The organism is Streptomyces sp. UNOB3_S3, assembly GCF_020740895.1.
In the GTDB taxonomy this organism is placed as follows: Bacteria; Actinomycetota; Actinomycetes; order Streptomycetales; family Streptomycetaceae; genus Streptomyces.
The window spans coordinates 1-18,006 of the sequence record NZ_JAILXP010000128.1; the positions used below are offsets into that span (position 1 = coordinate 1).

The following is an 18,006-nucleotide window of genomic DNA, read 5'->3' on the forward strand; positions in this document are numbered from 1 at the left end:
GCGTAGAAGTCGACGTAGTCGGCGACCTCGAACGGCAGCCGCAGGGTGACCTCCTCCAGCGGGTGGAAGTACGGCCCGTCCAGCCAGCCGCGGACCTCCGCGCGCACGGCCTGCCAGGTGGGGCGGCCGGCGGCCAGCAGGGGGTTGAGCGTGGGCGCCGCCAGCAGACCGGCGTGGGCGGAGCCGCGGTCGGCGGCGGCAGCGGCGGCGTCCAGGACGTACGCGCCGTAGCGCACGCCGATCCGGGGGCGGTCGGGAGCGTCCGCGGTGGTGAAGACGCCGTACGGGAGGGTGTCCGCGCCGAAGGGGTCGCCTTCGGGCAGCTCGGGGCGGTTCTGGGGCATGGGACGCTGCCTCGCCTTCCGGTGAGCTCAGGGGCCTGGTCGGCCCGGTGACCTGATCCACACAGTACTTACGTTTCCCTGGGCGATACAGGTTCGGCGGACCCCGCCGGCCCGCGGTTCCGGCCGGGGGTCCGGGGGTTGTCCCCCGGGAGAGGCGGCCGGGCTGCGTCCGTTCGGGCAAGAGGTGTCCGACAGGTGTCCGACCGCTGGCTAAAGGGAGGGCAATGTCCGGTAACTCCTTGCTGGAGACGTCGATTCCGAAGTAGCGTCCTAAGTCGGGTCACACACAGTGGGGGGCCGCTGAGGCTGGGTGGCCGAGGGGGGTGCTGGTGGCGAGCAGGATCGCGCCCGTGGCGGCGGACCGGTCCGTACCCGGGCTGATTGTGAAGATCGGCGACTATCCCCTGCACCATGGCGGCGTCGGCGCCATCCGCAGCCTCGGCAGGCTGGGCGTTCCGATGTACGCCGTCACCGAGGACAGATGGACCCCCGCCGCCGTCTCCCGCTATCTGCGCTCCGGCTTCGTCTGGCCGACGACCGGCACGGAGCGGGCGGAGGAGCTGGTGGCGGGCCTGCTGGGGATCGGGCGGCGGATCGGGCGCCCGGCCGTGCTGATCCCCACCGACGAGGAGGCGGCGGTCCTGATCGCCGAGCACGCCGAGGCGCTCGCGGGCCGTTTCCTCTTCCCGCCCGTGGAGCCCGCGCTGCCGCGCCGGCTGGCCAGCAAGCAGGGGCTGCACGAGCTGTGCGTGGAGCACGGGGTGCCCGCCCCGGTGACGCTGTTCCCCGCGTCGTTCGAGGAGATCGAGAAGTACGCCTCGGTCGCCACGTTCCCGGTCGTCGCCAAGAACCGCGAGGCGTTCGAGAGGCGGCTGCGCCCCGCGGTGCACGGCACCACCCGCATCGGCGGGCCCCGGGAGCTGCTGGACCTGGCGCGCGGCTGGGGGCCCTCCCCGGGGGTGATCCTCCAGGAGTACCTGCCGCGCGAGCACGCCGAGGACTGGATCGTCCACGCCTACTTCGACGCCGAGTCCACCCCGCTGGCGATGTTCACGGGCGTGAAGGTGCGCTCCTGGCCGCCGCACGCGGGCATGACCGCCAACGCCTATGTCGTCGACAACCCGGAACTCGCGGCGATGGCCGCGCAGTTCATCAAGCAGATCGGCTTCTGCGGGATCATCGACCTGGACTGGCGCTTCGACCGGCGTGACGGCCGGTACAAGCTGCTGGATTTCAACCCCCGCATGGGCGCCCAGTTCCGCCTCTTCGAGAACGAGGCCGGCATCGACGTCGTCCGGGCCCAGCACCTGGACCTCACCGGCCGTGCCGTCCCGGAGGCCGAGCAGCTCACCGGCCGCCGTTTCATCGTCGAGAACATCGACCTGCCCGCCTTCGCCGCCTACCGGCGCAGCGGTTACACCACCCCGCACGCCCCTGTCCGGGCCAGCGGCACCGAGCTGGCGTGGGCCGCCCGTGACGACATGAAGCCCTTCTTCACCATGCTCGCCCGGTTCGTACGGCCGGGCGCCCGTCATCTGTGGCAGCTGTGGCGCTCCCGGCGCCGCGCCGCCTCGGCCGCCTCGGCCGCAGAGCACCACCGCTAACGCCCGAGAGCACCACTGATAACGCCGCTGTTCGCCACACCGAACACCCCGCGTGCCCTGGGAGGGGATCCGTGACACTTCCCGTAGCCGTCATCGGGGCCGGTCCGTACGGCCTCTCGACCGCAGCCCACCTCAAAGCGCGTGCCGTGCCGACACGTGTCTTCGGCTCGCCGATGGTGAGCTGGCGGGAGCACATGCCCGCCGGGATGCTGCTGAAATCCACTCCCGCCGCCTCCGACATCGACGCCCCCCAGCCCGGGCACACCCTTTTCGACTATTGCCAGGACGTGGGCGAGCGGCGCTTCGAGTCCGACTGGGACGCCATTCCGGTGGAGACCTTCGCCGGGTACGGGATGTGGTTCCAGCAGCGGCTGGTGCCCCAGCTGGAGCGGGAGCGGGTGGTGTCGGTCGACCGGCGCGGCCCCGGCGGGGGCTTCGAGCTGAAGCTGGACTCGGGGGAGCAGTTCACGGCGCGGGCCGTGGTCGTCGCCACGGGGCTGAGCGGGCTGGCCCAGCTGCCGCCCGAGCTCGCGGCGGCCGTCCCGGGCGGGCCCTCGGCGAGCGGGCCGGTCTCGCACAGCTCCCAGCACCGGGACCTCTCCGTCTTCGCGGGGAAGGACGTCGTGGTCGTGGGCGCCGGGCAGTCGGCGCTGGAGAGCGCCGTGCTGCTGGCCGAGGCGGGCGCGTCGGTACGGGTGCTGGCGCGGCGCCGGGGCGCGGTCCGCTTCGGCGCGGCCCCCGACGGGCAGTCGCTGCTCAAGCCCGACACACCGTTCGGGCGGGCCTGGTCGCTGTATGCCTTCTCGTACTACGCGGACGGCTTCCGCCGGCTGCCCGCGCCGACCCGGCAGTATCTGGTGCGCCGGGTGCTGGGGCCGCTGGGCGCGTGGTGGCTGCGCGAGCGCTTCGTGGGCCGGGTGCGGGTCACGGAGGGGAAGCGGATCGTCCGCGCCCGGGTGGAATCAGGCCGTCCGGTTCTTACGCTGACAGCGTCGGGCGACGGCCCCGACCGGGACGGCGCCGAGAGCGAGCTCCGCGCCGACCACGTCATCGCCGCCACCGGCTACCGGATGGACGTGGCGGCCATGGACTTCCTCGGCACCGGGCTGCGCACCCGCCTCGCCGTGAGCGCCGGAGGCCCCCGGCTGACGGCCGGATATCGCTCCTCCGTACCCGGTCTGCACTTCACGGGACTGCCCGCCGCGGCCAGCTACGGGCCCGTCATGCGCTTCGTCTGCGGCACCGAGTACGCCTCCCCGCGGCTGGCCAGGGCGGTGGCGGGGCTGGAGTGAGGGACTGCGATCTAAGGGGCTGTGCCTTTTAGGGGAGTATGGCCGGAAAGGGGGCAGTGGCCCCGGCGCCGCCGCACGGCGGAGCCGGGGCCACTGTCCTGCCATGGGGGCTGAGGGTGCCCACGGTGATCGACAGCCGACCGGATACGCTGACTTTTGGTGAAGACAGCGACACATCGACAATCCCCGTGTTCGCAGGCAGACAGGAGTACCCCTCGTGACCGTCGTCGGGCCTTTCTTTGGGCTGAGCGTGCGGGACCAGGCTCTTGAAGCCGATGTCCAGGCCGGGTTGGCCGCTGTCGAGGAGGGCCTCATCGAGGCCACCAAGAGCGGCGTCCCCTTCATCACCGAGGCCGCCCAGCACCTGGTCAAGGCCGGAGGCAAGCGGTTCCGCCCCCTGCTGGTGACGCTCGCCGCGCAGTTCGGCGACCCCTACGCCCCCGGTGTGGTGCCCTCGGCCGTCGTCGTCGAGCTCACCCACCTGGCCACCCTCTACCACGACGACGTCATGGACGAGGCCGACGTCCGCCGTGGCGTGCCCAGCGCCAATGTCAACTGGGGCAACTCCGTCGCCGTTCTCACCGGCGACTTCCTCTTCTCCCGCGCCTCGCGGATCCTCGCCGACCTCGGCCCCGAGGCCGTGCGGATCCAGGCCGAGGCCTTCGAGCGCCTCGTCACCGGCCAGATCCTGGAGACCGCCGGCCCGCAGAACGGCCGCGACCCCATCGAGCACTACCTCGACGTCCTCGCCGGCAAGACCGGCTCGCTGGTGGCCGTCGCCGGCCGCTACGGCGCCATGATGTCCGGCGCCGACGAGCGCGTCGTCGAGATCCTCACCCATTACGGCGAGCGCCTGGGCATCGCCTTCCAGCTCGCCGACGACGTGCTGGACATCGCCAGCGACTCCCACGAGTCCGGCAAGACCCCGGGCACCGACCTCCGCGAGGGCATCCCCACCCTGCCCGTGCTCCATCTGCGGGCCCGGGCCGCCGCCACCGGCGACCCCGAGGACCTGGAGCTGTGCCGGATGCTCGAGGGCGACCTCGCCGACGACGCCCTCCACGCCGAGGTGCTCCGCCGGCTGCGCGCCCACCCGGCGCTGGAGCAGGCCCGCCGGGACACGGTCCGCTACGCCGAGGAGGCCCGCGCGACCCTGGCCCCGCTGCCCGATTGCTCCGCCAAGGCGGCGCTCGAAGAGCTGTGCGACGCGGTGGTCCACCGCGCGGGCTAGCGACCGCCCCTGAGGACCCCTGAGGACTCCTGGGGAACTCAGCCTCGTGGTTATCGCGTCATACCCAAGGCGTACGGGCAGTTGATCCCGTCGGCTGACGACGGGAAGCCGCCGCCCTGATGGAATCGAAGGGTAAGGCCGCTGCCGACGACGGAGGGTAGAGCACATGGCAGGGAACCAGCCCACACCAGAGGCGCAGGACTTCGAGGGCCCGGCCCGGCGCCGCCGCAAGGCCGTCCGCTACGCCGTGCCCGTCGCGGTGGCGGGAGTCGCGGCGGCCACGATCGGCATCGGGTCCGCCCTCGCCAGCACCGGTGACCCGGACCTTCCGAAGATCAGCGCGCAGGACCTCATAGCCAAGATGGCCCGGTCGGACACCCAGCGGATGTCCGGATCGATCAAGATCAATACCGATCTGGGCCTCCCCTCGCTGCCGTCGGGCCTCTCCTTCGGCGACGGGGGCAAGAAGGGCGAGGGGAAGAAGGACGGCTCCGCGCCGTCCCCGCAGTCCAAGCTCACCGAGCTCGCCACCGGTTCGCACACGCTGCGGCTGGCCGTCGACGGACCCGACAAGCAGCGGGTGTCGATCGTCGAGCGCGCCGCCGAGTACAGCGTCGTCCGCAACGGCGCCGACGTCTGGGCGTACGACAGCTCCAGCAACACCGTGCACCACTCCAAGGCGCCGCAGCAGGACGCGAAGGGCGGCAAGGACGCCAAGGGCGACGTGCTGCCGAAGGACCTGGGCGGCGCCTCGCCGCAGGAGCTGGCCAAGAAGGTCCTCGCCGCCGCCGACGAGACCACTGCCGTCACCGTGGACGGCACGGCCAAGGTGGCCGGCCGGGACGCCTACCAGCTGCTGATCAAGCCCAAGGCGGACGACACGACGGTCGGCTCGATCCGGATCGCGGTCGACGCGAAGACCGGCGTGCCGCTGAAGTTCACCCTCGCGCCCAAGGGCGGCGGCAAGGCGGTCGTCGACGCGGGCTTCACCAAGGTCGACTTCGGCAAGCCGGGCGCCGGCACGTTCGACTTCACCCCGCCCAAGGGCGCAAAGGTGACCGAGGACGGGCACGACGCCAAGGGCAAGGCCCCGGCCGGCCGCGACCACGAGGGCGGCCTCCCCGGGATGCTGGGGATGCCCGGCGTCGACGGGGGCGACGCCGCCAAGTCGAAGGTCATCGGCAAGGGCTGGGGCTCCATCGCCGAGTTCGACGCCGGCAAGGACGCCTCGGCCGCGCTGAACGGCAAGGGTGCCGGCGGCGGGAAGAAGAGCGCCGGCGGCAAGGGCGGCGCGGACGCCCAGGCCCTGCTGGACGGCTTCGGCACCAAGGTCTCGGGCGACTTCGGCTCCGGCCGGGTCTACAGCACCCGGATCGTCAACGCCCTGATGACGGACGACGGCAAGGTCTACATCGGCGCGGTCACCAAGGACGCGCTGGTCAAGGCGGCGAACGCGAAGTAGGCGGGCTGCCGCCCCGCCATGGCCCGGAGCGCGCGCGTACGCGGCGCCTCCGGGCCTCCGAGTGGCCCTGGGCCGCAGGGCGAGAGGAGACACCGTGGAGGGCGCCGTGATCGAGACGGTCGCGCTGACGAAGCGCTTCGGCGGTCAGCTCGCCGTCGACCGGCTCGACCTCGTCGTGCCGCGCGGCAGCGTCTTCGGCTTCCTCGGTCCCAACGGTTCCGGGAAGACCACCACCATCCGGATGCTCATGGGCCTCATCGAGCCCACGTCCGGTGCCGCCCGGGTGCTCGGCCAGGAGATGCCGCGCGCCGGGCGGCGCGTCCTGCCCGGGGTGGGGGCCCTGATCGAGGGCCCCGCGCTCTACGGCTTCCTCTCCGGCCGCGACAACCTCGTACGGTTCGACGCCGCCGACCCCACCACCGACCCCCGCACCCGCGCCGCCCGCGTCGGCGCCGCGCTGGAACGGGTGGGGCTGACGAGCGCGGCGGGCAAGAAGGCCCGCGCCTACTCCCTCGGTATGAAGCAGCGGCTCGGCCTGGCCGCCGCCCTGCTCCGGCCGCGCGAGCTCCTCGTCCTCGACGAGCCCACCAACGGCCTCGACCCGCAGGGCATGCGCGAGATCCGCGCCCTGGTGCGCGGGCTGGCGGCGGAGGGCACCACGGTCTTCCTCTCCTCCCACCTCCTCGACGAGATCGAGCAGGTCTGCACCCACGCCGCCGTCATGGCCCAGGGCCGGCTCCTCACCCAGGGCACGGTCCGGGAGCTCGCCGCCTCGGCCCGCGGCCGGCTGGCCGTCACCACTCCCGACACGGCGGAGGCCGTGCGGGTCCTCAAGGAGCACGGCGTGAACGACCTCACGGTCATCGACGACCGCGTCACCGGCGAACTCCCGCCCGGCGGCCCGGACACGGACCTCGCCGGTCTCAACGCCGCGCTCGTCCGGGCGGACGTGCGCGTACGGTCCTTCGGCACCGAGCGGGCCTCGCTGGAGGACGCGTTCGTCGCCCTGACGGGGGAGGGTTTCGATGTCGCGGGCTGAGGCGCTGCCGTTCCGGATGCCGTCGCTGTCGCTGTTCGGCAGCGAGGTGACGACGACCTTCCGGCGCTGGCGCACCCTCGCCCTGCTGGGCGTGCTGGCGGCCGTGCCGGTCCTCGTCGGCGTCGCGGTGCGGATCGAGACGGGCCGCGGCGGGTCGGCGGGCCGTGACGGGGGTGGGGGCGGCCCGGCCTTCATCGGGCAGGTCGCCGGGAACGGCCTCTTCCTCGTCTTCGCCTCGCTCGCCGCGACCCTGCCGTTCTTCCTGCCGATGGCGATCGGGGTGATCGCGGGCGACTCCGTGGCGGGCGAGGCCTCCGCGGGCACGCTGCGCTATCTGCTGGTCGCCCCGGCCGGGCGGACCCGGCTGCTGCTCGCCAAGTTCACGACGACGGTCCTCTTCGCCTTCGCCGCCACGTTCGTCGTCGCCGTCTCGGCGCTGGCGGTGGGCGCGCTGCTCTTCCCGGTCGGCGATGTGACGCTGATCAGCGGGACGACGGTGTCGTTCGGCGAGGGGCTGCTGCGCGGGCTGGCGATCGCCGGGACGGTCGCCCTGTCGCTGACCGGGCTCGCGGCGCTGGGCCTGTTCGTCTCGACGCTCACCAACAGCGGGATCGCGGCGATGGCCACGACGGTGGGGCTGCTGATCACGGTGCAGATCCTGGACCAGTTCCCGCAGCTCAGCGCGGTTCAGCCGTATCTGTTTCCGCACTACTGGCTGAGTTTCGCGGATCTGCTGCGGGACCCGGTGTACTGGGATCAGATCCTGCGCAACCTGGGGCTGCAGGGGTTGTACGTGGCCGTCTTCGGCTCGGCGGCGTGGGCGCGCTTCACGTCGCGGGACGTGACGGTGTGAGCCTCCGCCCCGGACCGGGTCCGGGGCGGAGTCCCGGTCAGAACGTGAGCTTCCAGCCCGCCACGTAGCCCTCGTCCTGCGCGGCGACGTCCTGCACGCGGAGCTTCCACGTGCCGTTCGCGGTCTCCGCCGAGGCGTTGACCGTGAAGGTGGTGCTGATGTCGGCCGCCGAGTCGTTCGGGTCGGAGGCCTTCAGCCGGTAGGCGCGCCCGCTCGGGCCGACGAGGTCGACGACCAGGTCGCCCCGGTAGGTGTGCTTGATGTCGACGCCGGCCTTGAGCGCGGCGGGCGCGTTGCCGGTGACGCCGGAGACGGTGATCGGGGACTCCACGGCCGGGCCCGCGTCGGGGATGGCGACCTGGGCCTTGCTCTCGAAGACGGTGCCGCCGGGCGGGGTGGTGGAGCCGCCGCTCAGGGTCCAGATCGCGTGGGCGATCGCGTCGCTGTTGTTGTCGAGCGCCGTGTCGTTGATGTTCGAGATCGAGTCGCACGAGGCGTGGTAGCAGCGGTCGAACGCCAGGCCGGACGTGCCGCCCCACTTCTGGGCCTGCTCGGCGGTCTTGATGTAGTCCGCGCCGCTGAAGAGACCGCCGACGGCTATGCCCGCGTTCTTGAAGGGCGCGTGGTCGGAGCGGCCGTCGCCCTCGGTCTCTATCTCGGTGGGGATGTTGCGGGTGGCGAAGAAGTCCTTGAAGACGCCTTCGAGCCGCGCGTCGTCGTCGTAGACGAAGTAGCCCGGGTTGGGCGAGCCGATCATGTCGAAGTTCAGATAGCCGTCGATCTTCGCGCGCTCGGCGGCGGGCAGGTTGTTGACGTAGTACTTCGACCCGACCATGCCCAGTTCCTCGGCGCCCCACCAGGCGAAGCGGAGGTGCTTGTCGGGCTTGTAGTTCTGCTTGGCGACGGTGAGGGCGACCTCGAGGATGCCCGCCGAGCCGGAGCCGTTGTCGTTGATGCCGGGGCCGCGGCCGACGGAGTCGAGGTGGGATCCGGCGAAGACCACGTGGTTGGCGTCCCCGCCGGGCCAGTCGGCGATGAGGTTGTAGCCGGTGGCGCCCGAGGAGGTGAACTGCTGGACGGTGGTGGTGAAACCGGCCGCGTCCAGCTTGCCCTTCACATAGTCGAGGGACGCCTTGTAACCGCTGCGGCCGTGGGCGCGGTTGCCGCCGTTGGCGGTGGCGATCGACTGGAGCTGGTTGAGGTGGGCCTTGACGTTGGCCACGGATATGTCGGGTGCCGCCACGGACTTGGCGGCGGTGCTCCGCCCGGCGGTCGCGGTGGTGGGAGCCGCGGTCGCCGGGACGGAGGAGACGCCCAGAAGGGCCGCGGTGACGGCCGCGCCCGAGGCGAGCAGGGCGGTGGCGGTACGTGCTCTTCGGGGCGGGGGCAGGGCTGGTCCGTTGAGTGCAAGCATGGGGGGCTCCCAACTCTGTTTGACGTGGCCATGATGTTGAGGGCCCCCCGAAAGCGCGTCAAGAGCGGCTTTCGGACACCGATCACCGGTTTCCGGATATCGGTCGGATGCTCAACCGCGTTGAGCTGTGGTTTCTGTGGCCTGGGAGGTCTCGGGGGCAATTGTGTTTTCTGTGTTACCACTTGAGGCCCGCTCCTTGGCCTCCCTCAGCTCCAGCTGAGCGTGACGCGCCGTGCGCAGTCCGTCCCAGGTGAGCACGGCCAGCGCGAGCCACACGAGCGCGAAGCCGGCCCAGCGCTCCGCCGGCATCGCCTCGTGGAAGACGAACAGCCCGAGGGCGAACTGGAAGACGGGGGCGAAGTACTGCATCATCCCGAGCACCGACAGCGGCAGCCGCACCGCGGCCGCGCCGAAGGAGACCAGCGGAATCGCGGTGATCACACCGGTGCACAGCAGGAGCAGGGTGTGCCCGCCGCCCTCGGAGGTGAAGGTCGACTGCCCACGGGCGCCGAGCACGATCAGCACCACGAGCGCCGGCAGGAACTGCACGGCGGTCTCGACGGCCATCGACTCCAGGCCGCCCAGCCCCACCTTCTTCTTCACCAGGCTGTAGGTGCTGAAGGTCGCCGCGATGGCGAGCGCGATCCACGGCGGCTTGCCGTAGCCCACGGCCAGCACGATGACGGCGGCGACGCCCACGCCGACCGCCGCCCACTGCGCCGGGCGCAGCCGCTCGCGCAGCGCGAAGACGCCCAGGCCGATGGTGGCGAGGGGGTTGATGAAGTAGCCCAGGGAGGTCTCCACGACGTGGCCGGAGTTCACGGCCCAGATGTAGACCCACCAGTTCGCGGAGATGACGACGGCGCCCACGGCCGCCATCGCCAGTCGTTTCGGCTGCCGCAGCAGCGGGCGTATCCAGCTCCAGCGCTTGGTCAGGGCCAGCACGGCCGCGACCGTGACCAGGGACCACACCATGCGGTGCGCGAGGATCTCGATCGCCCCGGCGGGCTCCAGGAGTGGCCAGAAGAGGGGGAACAGCCCCCAGATGCCATAGGCGGCCACCCCGTAGAGCAGTCCTGCCCGGGTTTCGGTACGTGCTGGCTCGGGTGACACGGGTCCCTCCCTGGGGTGCGGCGACGGCGACCTAGCGACGGTAGTCCCAGGCGAGAGGGGATGTCATGCCCGTATCGCATTACGGTCGTGGTGCGTGTCCCGCGCGGACACGTTCCATCGCGCTGGTGACATCGAAGGGCAGGATCGTCACCGCGACGTTCGGCAGCTGCTCCAGCACCCGGGCCATCTCCTCCGCCGTGCCGCGGTGCAGCAGCCGGCCCAGGGAGGAGTAGGTGCGGCGGGGGATCAGCAGGGTGAGGGCGGTCGTGCCGTCGGCCGTCGTCCGGGCGGCGTGCGCGGCCACGGCGTGCCGCAGCCGGCGGTCGGGGCAGTCCACGAGCTCCAGCGGGACGGTCGTGCCGGACGACTCGTCCCAGCGGGCCACCAGCCGCCGCGCCCGGGGCTCGTCGATGACGAAGTGGAGGGCGCGCACCTCGTCGGGGCGCAGCTCGTGCGCGTACCGCAGGGCCTTGATCGTGGCCAGGTCGAGGTTCTCGACGAGGACGTGCACCACGTGCCGCCGCCAGTGGGGGCGGTCCGAGGTGTACGCGGGGACGTTCTCCAGGGCCGCGGCCTCCTCCCGGTACTGGCGGTTGATGCGGATCAGCGCCCACACCCCGAGCGGGAAGACCACCACGACCAGCCAGGCGCCCTCCGTGAACTTGGTGATCGCGAAGATCACGACCACCAGCGCGGAGACCACCGCCGCGGCGAGGTTCACCGCCGTCCTCCAGAGCGACTCCCGGCGCCGCCAGTAGTGGGCCGTCATCCCGGCCGCCGCCATCGTGAAGCCGGTGAAGACGCCGATGGCGTACAGCGCGACGAGCTTGTCGACGCTGGCGCGCGTCACCAGCAGCAGCGCCAGCGAGACGACGGTGAGGCTGATGATCCCGTTGGAGAAGGCGAGCCGGTGGCCGCGCCGCATCAGCTGCCGGGGCAGGAAGCGGTCCTCGGCGACGAAGCTGGCGAGGAAGGGGAAGCCGGTGAAGGGCGTGTTGGCGCCCGTGTAGAGGATGAGCGCGGTCGCGAGCTGGACGTAGACGAGCCCGGCGGTGCCCGCCCAGCCGTCGCCGAAGATCAGATGGGCCTCCTGGGCGATGACGGTGGGGTTGCCGTCGGCGTAGGGGACGGCGTGGGTGAAGTGGGCGAGCGCGGAGACGCCGAAGACCATGACGCCCAGGACGCAGCTCATCGCCGTGAGCGTCCGCCGGGCGTTGACGCCCTGGGGGCGGCGGAAGGCGGAGACCCCGTTGGAGATGGCCTCCAGGCCGGTCAGGGAGGAGCCGCCGTTGGCGAAGGCGCGCAGCACCATGAAGAGCGACGCCCCGTACAGCCAGCCGTGCCCGGGCTCGCCCAGCGGGACCGCGCCCTGGGCGTGGACGTCCGCGTGCGGCAGCCCGCCGTCCAGCGCCCTCAGCAGCCCCACGACCAGCATCGCCGCCACGGCGATCATGAAGAGATACGCGGGCGCGGCGAACGCCCGTCCCGCCTCCCGCAGCCCGCGCAGATTCCCGTACATCAGCAGCACCACCACTCCCGCCGTGATGGGGAGCTTGAGGTGGTCGAGGCCGGTGTAGCCGTTGCCGGCGAGGTGGGCGAGGGAGATGAGGGCGTCGGTGCCGGCGGAGGTCTGCACGGCGACCGTGACGATGTAGTCGACGAGCAGCGCCACGGCGGCGATCTGCGCGACGCGCGGCCCGAAGTTCTCGCGCGCGACGACGTACGAGCCGCCCGCGCGGGTGTAGACGGACACCACGTCCCGGTAGGACAGCGTCAGGAGCAGCAGCACCAGGAGGATCGCGCCGGTCACCGGCATGAGCAGCGTGAAGGCGGCGAGACCGACGACGGGCACGAGGATGCGGAGCATCTCCTCGGTGCCGTACGCGGTCGACGAGATGCAGTCGGAGGCGAGGACGCCGAGCGCCATCGGATTGGACAGCTTCTCCTGGGAGAGCCGCTCGGTGACCAGGGGCGGGCCGAGGATCGCGCGCTTGAGGCGGTAGGCGGGGCGGTCGCGGACGACGGGTGGTTCGGGCTCGACCATGTTCATATGAGAGCGGCTGCCCAGCCGCCGGGGCGTCAGACGCCCCGCCGGACGGGCCGAAAACAGCCCGTCCGGCGTTTGGCGCGGATCTATCCGACGACCGTCCAGGTGTCCTGGCCCGCCAGCAGGGCGGCCAGGTCGCCCTTCCCCTTCTGCTCGACCGCCGCCTCCAGCTGATCCGCCATCAGCGTGTCGTACACCGGCCGGTCCACGCTGCGGAAGACGCCGATCGGCGTGTGGTGCAGCGTGTCCGGGTCGGCGAGGCGGGAGAGGGCGAAGGCCGTGGTGGGGGACGCCGTGCGCGCGTCGTGGACCAGCACGGACGCCTCGTTCTCCGGCGTCACCGCGACGACCTTCAGATCGCCCGTGGCCGGGTCCCTCACGACACCCTTGGCGCCGTCCACGCCGAAGCGGATGGGCGCGCCGTGCTCCAGGCGGATCACCGCCTCCTCGGCCTGCTGCTTGTCCTTGAGGGCCTCGAACGCGCCGTCGTTGAAGATGTTGCAGTTCTGGTAGATCTCCACGAGCGCCGTCCCCGGGTGGTCGGCCGCCTGCCGCAGGACCTCCGTGAGGTGCTTGCGGTCGGAGTCCACCGTGCGGGCGACGAAGGAGGCCTCCGCGCCGAGCGCCAGCGACACGGGGTTGAAGGGCGCGTCCAGGGAGCCCATGGGCGTGGACTTGGTGATCTTGCCGACCTCGGAGGTCGGGCTGTACTGGCCCTTGGTCAGCCCGTAGATCCGGTTGTTGAACAGCAGGATCTTCAGGTTGACGTTCCGCCGCAGGGCGTGGATGAGGTGGTTGCCGCCGATGGACAGCGCGTCGCCGTCGCCCGTGACGACCCACACCGACAGATCGCGGCGCGAGGTGGCGAGGCCGGTGGCGATGGCCGGGGCGCGGCCGTGGATGGAGTGCATCCCGTAGGTGTTCATGTAGTACGGGAAGCGGGAGGAGCAGCCGATGCCGGAGACGAAGACGATGTTCTCCTTCGCCAGCCCGAGCTCGGGCATGAAGCCCTGGACGGCGGCGAGGATGGCGTAGTCACCGCAGCCGGGGCACCAGCGCACCTCCTGGTCGGACTTGAAGTCCTTCATCGTCTGCCGGGCTTCGGCCTTGGGCACCAGCTTCAGCGCCTCAGTCATCGATGGCCTCCTTGAGCACGGTGGCGAGCTGCTCGGCCTTGAACGGCATTCCGCTCACCTGGGTGTACGAGCGGATGTCGACGAGGTGCTTCGCCCGCAGCAGAGTGGCGAGCTGACCGAGGTTCATCTCCGGTACGACCACCTTCTCGTAACGCCCGAGGACCTCCCCGAGATTCCCGGGGAAGGGGTTGAGATGGCGCAGATGGGCCTGGGCGACGGCGCCGCCGCCCGCCCGCACGCGCCGTACGGCCGCCGTGATCGGCCCGTACGTCGAGCCCCAGCCGAGGACGAGGACGCGCGCGTCGCCGGTGGGGTCGTCGACTTCCATGTCGGGCACGGTGATCCCGTCGGTCTTGGCCTGGCGGGCGCGGACCATGAAGTCGTGGTTGGCCGGGTCGTAGGAGATGTTGCCCGTGCCGTCCTGCTTCTCGATGCCGCCGATGCGGTGCTCCAGGCCGGGGGTGCCGGGCACGGCCCAGGGGCGGGCCAGGGTGTGGGGGTCGCGCTTGTACGGCCAGAAGACCTCGGTGCCGTCGGCGAGCGTGTGGTTGGGCCCGGAGGCGAACTGGACCCGCAGATCGGGCAGCTCGTCCGGCTCGGGGACCCGCCAGGGCTCGGAGCCGTTGGCCAGATAGCCGTCGCTCAGCAGGAAGACCGGGGTCCGGTAGGTGAGCGCGATCCGGGCCGCGTCCAGGGCGGCGGCGAAGCAGTCGCCGGGCGTCCGGGGGGCCACGATCGGCACGGGCGCCTCGCCGTTGCGCCCGTACATCGCCTGGAGCAGATCCGCCTGCTCGGTCTTGGTGGGCAGACCCGTGGAGGGGCCGCCGCGCTGGATGTCGACGATCAGCAGCGGCAGTTCGAGCGAGACGGCCAGGCCGATGGTCTCGGACTTCAGGGCCACGCCCGGGCCGGAGGTGGTGGTCACGGCGAGCGCGCCGCCGAAGGCCGCGCCCAGCGCCGCGCCGATGCCGGCGATCTCGTCCTCGGCCTGGAAGGTGCGCACGCCGAAGTTCTTGTGCTTCGACAGCTCGTGGAGGATGTCCGAGGCCGGGGTGATCGGGTACGAGCCCAGGTAGAGGGGCAGGTCCGCCTGGCGGGCGGCGGCGATCAGGCCGTAGGACAGGGCGAGGTTGCCGGAGATGTTGCGGTAGGTGCCGGGCGGGAAGGCGGCGGTGGCGGGGGCGACCTCGTAGGAGACCGCGAAGTCCTCCGTCGTCTCGCCGAAGTTCCAGCCGGCCCGGAAGGCGGTGACGTTGGCCTCCGCGATCTCCGGCTTCTTGGCGAACTTCTTCCGCAGGAACGCCTCGGTGCTCTCGGTCGGCCGGTGGTACATCCACGACAGCAGGCCGAGCGCGAACATGTTCTTGCTGCGCTCCGCCTCCTTGCGGGAGAGGCCGTACTCCTTGAGCGCCTCGATGGTCAGCGTCGTCAGCGGCACCGGGTGGACGTTGTACGCGTCCAGGGAGCCGTCCTCCAGCGGGTTGCTGTCGTAACCCACCTTGGCCATGGGGCGCTTGGTGAACTCGTCCGTGTTGACGATGATCTCCGCGCCGTGGGGCACGTCCGCGATATTGGCCTTGAGCGCGGCCGGGTTCATCGCGACCAGGACGTTCGGCGCGTCGCCGGGGGTGAGGATGTCGTGGTCGGCGAAGTGCAGCTGGAACGAGGACACGCCCGGGAGGGTGCCGGCGGGGGCCCGGATCTCGGCGGGGAAGTTCGGCAGGGTGGAGAGGTCGTTGCCGAACGACGCCGTCTCGGAGGTGAACCGGTCTCCGGTGAGCTGCATGCCGTCACCCGAGTCACCCGCGAAACGGATGATCACCCGGTCCAGGCGCCGGACTTCCTTGGCGCCGTCCGGGCCGCCGGTGTCCGGGCCGTCGGTCGGGCCGCGTTGTCCGGCGAGGCGTTCACGGGCGTCGGCCTCGCCGCCCGGACCGTCTGATGCGGCCTGTTCGGCCGGGCTGCTGACCTGGCTGGTCACTGCTTCGGACCTCCCTCGTGGCGGCGCCGGCCGGACGATGGCGCCGACCGGCGATCCCACGGCCATCGTACGTGGGCAAGGGCAGCCTTCCCCGGGGGGATCAACGAATCAACAGCGGACGGTAATGCTCCAGGAGGTGCCCTTCCTTTTCGGACACGCCGTTCCCGGGCTCCCGGGTTCCCGGACGGCCGCCCGGGAACCCGGGAGCCCGGGAAGGGGTCAGGACCGCAGATACGTGAGCACCGCCAGCACCCGGCGGTGGTCGCCCTCGCTCGGGGAGAGCCCCAGCTTCAGGAAGATGTTGCTGACGTGCTTCTCCACCGCGCCGTCGCTGACCACGAGCTGCTTGGCGATGGCCGAGTTCGTCCGGCCCTCGGCCATCAGCCCGAGGACCTCCCGCTCGCGCGGGGTGAGCCCGGCCAGCACGTCCTGCTTGCGGCTGCGGCCCAGCAACTGGGCGACGACCTCGGGGTCCAGCGCGGTCCCGCCGCGCGCGACCCGGACCACCGCGTCCACGAACTCGCGCACCTCGGCGACCCGGTCCTTCAGCAGATAGCCGACGCCCCGGGTGCTGCCCGCCAGCAGCTCCGTCGCGTACTGCTCCTCGACGTACTGCGAGAAGACCAGCACCCCCAGCTCCGGGTGGTCGCGGCGCAGCCGCACCGCCGCGCGGACGCCCTCGTCGGTGTGGGTCGGGGGCATCCGGACGTCCGCGACGACCACATCGGGGAGGGCGCCGGCGGCGGAGAGCTCGGCGATCGTCTTGAGCAGCCCCTCCGCGTCGCCCACGCCGGCCACGACCTCGTGCCCCAGATCGGTGAGCAGCCGGGTCAGGCCCTCCCTGAGCAGCACCGAGTCCTCGGCGATGACCACCCGCACGCTGTCGTCCACGATCACGTTTTCTCCTGCCCCCTGGCATCTGCCGACGTGGTTCGTACAGCGTCAGCATCGCAGCATCCGGGGCCGGAGCGGGCGGCGCGAGGCCGGGGCGGCCGGCGCGGGACGCGCGCCGGCCGCCGGGAGCGCTACCCCCGGGCGCGCCAGGGGAGCCCGGCGGTGACGGTCGTGGGGCCGCCGGCCGGGGAGTCGATCGCCAGGAGCCCGTCCACCGAGTCCAGCCGCTCGGCGAGCCCGGCCAGTCCGCTGCCGCTCGTGGTCCCGGCGCCGCCGCGCCCGTCGTCCCACACCCGCAGCATCAGCCGGTCGCCCGAGCGCCAGACGTCCACCTGGGCGGAGCGCGCCCGGCTGTGCTTGCTGATGTTCTGCAGGAGCTCGGAGACGGTGAAGTAGGCGATGCCCTCGATGGCGGGCGCCGGGCGGGAGTCCAGGTCCACCTCGGTCGTCACCGGGACGGTGCAGCGCCCGGCCAGCGAGGCGAGGGCGGGGCCGAGGCCGCGGTCGGTGAGGATCGCGGGGTGGATGCCGCGGGCGAGGTCGCGGAGCTCCTGGAGGGCGATCTTCACCTCGCCGTGGGCCTCGTCGACCATGCGGGCGGCCTTCTCCGGGTCCCGTTCCACCAGCTCCTTCGCCAGGCCCAGCTCCATGGCGAGGGAGACGAGACGGGCCTGGGCGCCGTCGTGGAGGTCGCGCTCGATACGGCGGAGGTCGGCGGCGGCGGTGTCCACGACCACGCCCCGGTCCTCCTCCAGCTCCCAGACGCGCTCCGCCAGCCGCGACGGCCCCAGCAGCCCGCGCACCAGCAGCCGGTCGACGTGGGCCAGGCCCCGGATCACCCACGGGGTGAACAGCACGAGGACGAGACCGATGGCGCAGGTGAGGCCGATCTCGAAGGAGCTGTCGAGGTGGAAGGAGTGGCCGTTCGAGTCGCCGTAGAGCTGGATCCCCGGCTGGTGCGCGTAGGCGGGCAGCGTCCACTGCCAGGCCGGGTAGAGGAAGAGGGACCAGCCGACCGACCACAGCACCAGCGACAGGACGAACGTGAACAGCGCCCACGGGAAGTGCACCACCGCGTAGAGCAGGTGACGCCAGGACGTGCCGCTCTTGAACAGCGCGCCCACCCAGGCCATCGGGCCGGCGGGCCGCCCGTCGCGGCGCCGCCGGGGGCGGACCGGCTCGGGCTCGGCGATCTCCAGCCGCAGCAGCCCCCGGGCCCGCGCCCGCTCCAGGACGCCCAGCCCGCGCGCGGCGGCGAGGGTGGCGGCCAGCAGGGGCACCCCGACGAACGTGACCAGGGTGCCGACGCCCGCGGCGGTCAGGGCGATGGCGAACGAGAAGGCGACGGCCGCGATCGGCAGGCTCGTCAGCAGATAGAGGAACTCCCGCCAGGTGCGTCCCTCCAGCGGGGCGCGCAGCACGGCGGGCACCCGGTGGCGGGTCCCGGCTGCGTGGTCGATGGCCATGTCGTCCTGTCCTCGTGGGGCGGTTGCGTCCGCCTGGGCGGCTGTGTCCCTTCAAGGCTCTCCGGACGGGGAGCCGGGGACCATGAGGCGGGTGGGTGTCCTCCGGGTGGGGAAACCCCCACCTTTCGGT

The 18,006-nt window shown here is 72.0% G+C and carries 13 protein-coding genes and 1 pseudogene; 6 read left to right on the forward strand and 8 right to left on the reverse strand.

The annotated features are described in order from the left end of the window. Positions 1-344, reverse strand: a pseudogene (locus K6I33_RS16065) (fumarylacetoacetase); the annotation flags it as partial. 329 nt (positions 345-673) lie between these two features. Between K6I33_RS16065 and K6I33_RS16070 the strand changes: the two are divergent. The 6 genes from K6I33_RS16070 (at position 674) to K6I33_RS16095 (ending at position 7,825) form a co-directional block, all read left to right on the forward strand. Next, the gene (locus K6I33_RS16070) at positions 674-1,948 is read left to right on the forward strand and encodes an ATP-grasp domain-containing protein (RefSeq protein ID WP_229352400.1); all 1,275 of its coding nucleotides are present in this window, start codon (positions 674-676) and stop codon (positions 1,946-1,948) included. Positions 1,949-2,019: 71 nt separating this feature from the next. Continuing rightward, positions 2,020-3,240, forward strand: a complete 1,221-nt coding sequence (locus tag K6I33_RS16075; RefSeq protein ID WP_229352402.1) for an NAD(P)-binding domain-containing protein — start codon at positions 2,020-2,022, stop codon at positions 3,238-3,240. A gap of 217 nt (positions 3,241-3,457) precedes the next feature. Further along, positions 3,458-4,471, forward strand: a complete 1,014-nt coding sequence (locus K6I33_RS16080; RefSeq protein WP_229352403.1) for a polyprenyl synthetase family protein — start codon at positions 3,458-3,460, stop codon at positions 4,469-4,471. Between the two features lie 166 nt (positions 4,472-4,637). Then, positions 4,638-5,933, forward strand: coding sequence for a sigma-E factor regulatory protein RseB domain-containing protein (locus K6I33_RS16085; protein WP_229352405.1), 1,296 nt, complete (start codon positions 4,638-4,640; stop codon positions 5,931-5,933). Positions 5,934-5,994: 61 nt separating this feature from the next. Continuing rightward, positions 5,995-6,972 carry an ATP-binding cassette domain-containing protein gene (locus tag K6I33_RS16090; RefSeq protein ID WP_374284741.1) on the forward strand — a complete coding sequence of 326 codons (978 nt, stop codon included), beginning with the start codon at positions 5,995-5,997 and terminating at the stop codon, positions 6,970-6,972. Then, a complete protein-coding gene (locus tag K6I33_RS16095) occupies positions 6,959-7,825 on the forward strand; it encodes an ABC transporter permease (protein WP_229352411.1) in 867 nt (288 codons plus the stop codon). Before K6I33_RS16090 ends, K6I33_RS16095 begins: the two co-directional genes overlap by 14 nt. A 37-nt stretch (positions 7,826-7,862) precedes the next feature. Here K6I33_RS16095 and K6I33_RS16100 read toward each other — a convergent pair whose 3' ends face one another. From K6I33_RS16100 to K6I33_RS16130, 7 genes are all read right to left on the reverse strand, one after another. Continuing rightward, positions 7,863-9,239: a M28 family metallopeptidase gene (locus K6I33_RS16100; protein ID WP_229352412.1), complete on the reverse strand. Its 1,377-nt coding sequence runs from the start codon at positions 9,237-9,239 to the stop codon at positions 7,863-7,865. Between the two features lie 111 nt (positions 9,240-9,350). After that, a complete protein-coding gene (rarD, locus tag K6I33_RS16105) occupies positions 9,351-10,352 on the reverse strand; it encodes an EamA family transporter RarD (protein WP_229352418.1) in 1,002 nt (333 codons plus the stop codon). 79 nt (positions 10,353-10,431) lie between these two features. Next, positions 10,432-12,396: an APC family permease gene (locus K6I33_RS16110; protein ID WP_229352422.1), complete on the reverse strand. Its 1,965-nt coding sequence runs from the start codon at positions 12,394-12,396 to the stop codon at positions 10,432-10,434. An 89-nt stretch (positions 12,397-12,485) separates the two neighbouring features. After that, positions 12,486-13,535, reverse strand: a complete 1,050-nt coding sequence (locus K6I33_RS16115; RefSeq protein WP_229352424.1) for a 2-oxoacid:ferredoxin oxidoreductase subunit beta — start codon at positions 13,533-13,535, stop codon at positions 12,486-12,488. Next, entirely contained in the window at positions 13,528-15,516 is a 1,989-nt protein-coding gene (locus K6I33_RS16120; protein WP_229352426.1) for a 2-oxoacid:acceptor oxidoreductase subunit alpha, read from the reverse strand. Before K6I33_RS16120 ends, K6I33_RS16115 begins: the two co-directional genes overlap by 8 nt. A 219-nt stretch (positions 15,517-15,735) precedes the next feature. Continuing rightward, complete coding sequence (locus K6I33_RS16125) at positions 15,736-16,395, reverse strand: response regulator transcription factor (protein WP_229352434.1); 660 nt, start codon at positions 16,393-16,395, stop codon at positions 15,736-15,738. A gap of 146 nt (positions 16,396-16,541) precedes the next feature. Beyond that, positions 16,542-17,876 carry a sensor histidine kinase gene (locus tag K6I33_RS16130; protein ID WP_229352430.1) on the reverse strand — a complete coding sequence of 445 codons (1,335 nt, stop codon included), beginning with the start codon at positions 17,874-17,876 and terminating at the stop codon, positions 16,542-16,544. Positions 17,877-18,006 lie beyond the last annotated feature (130 nt).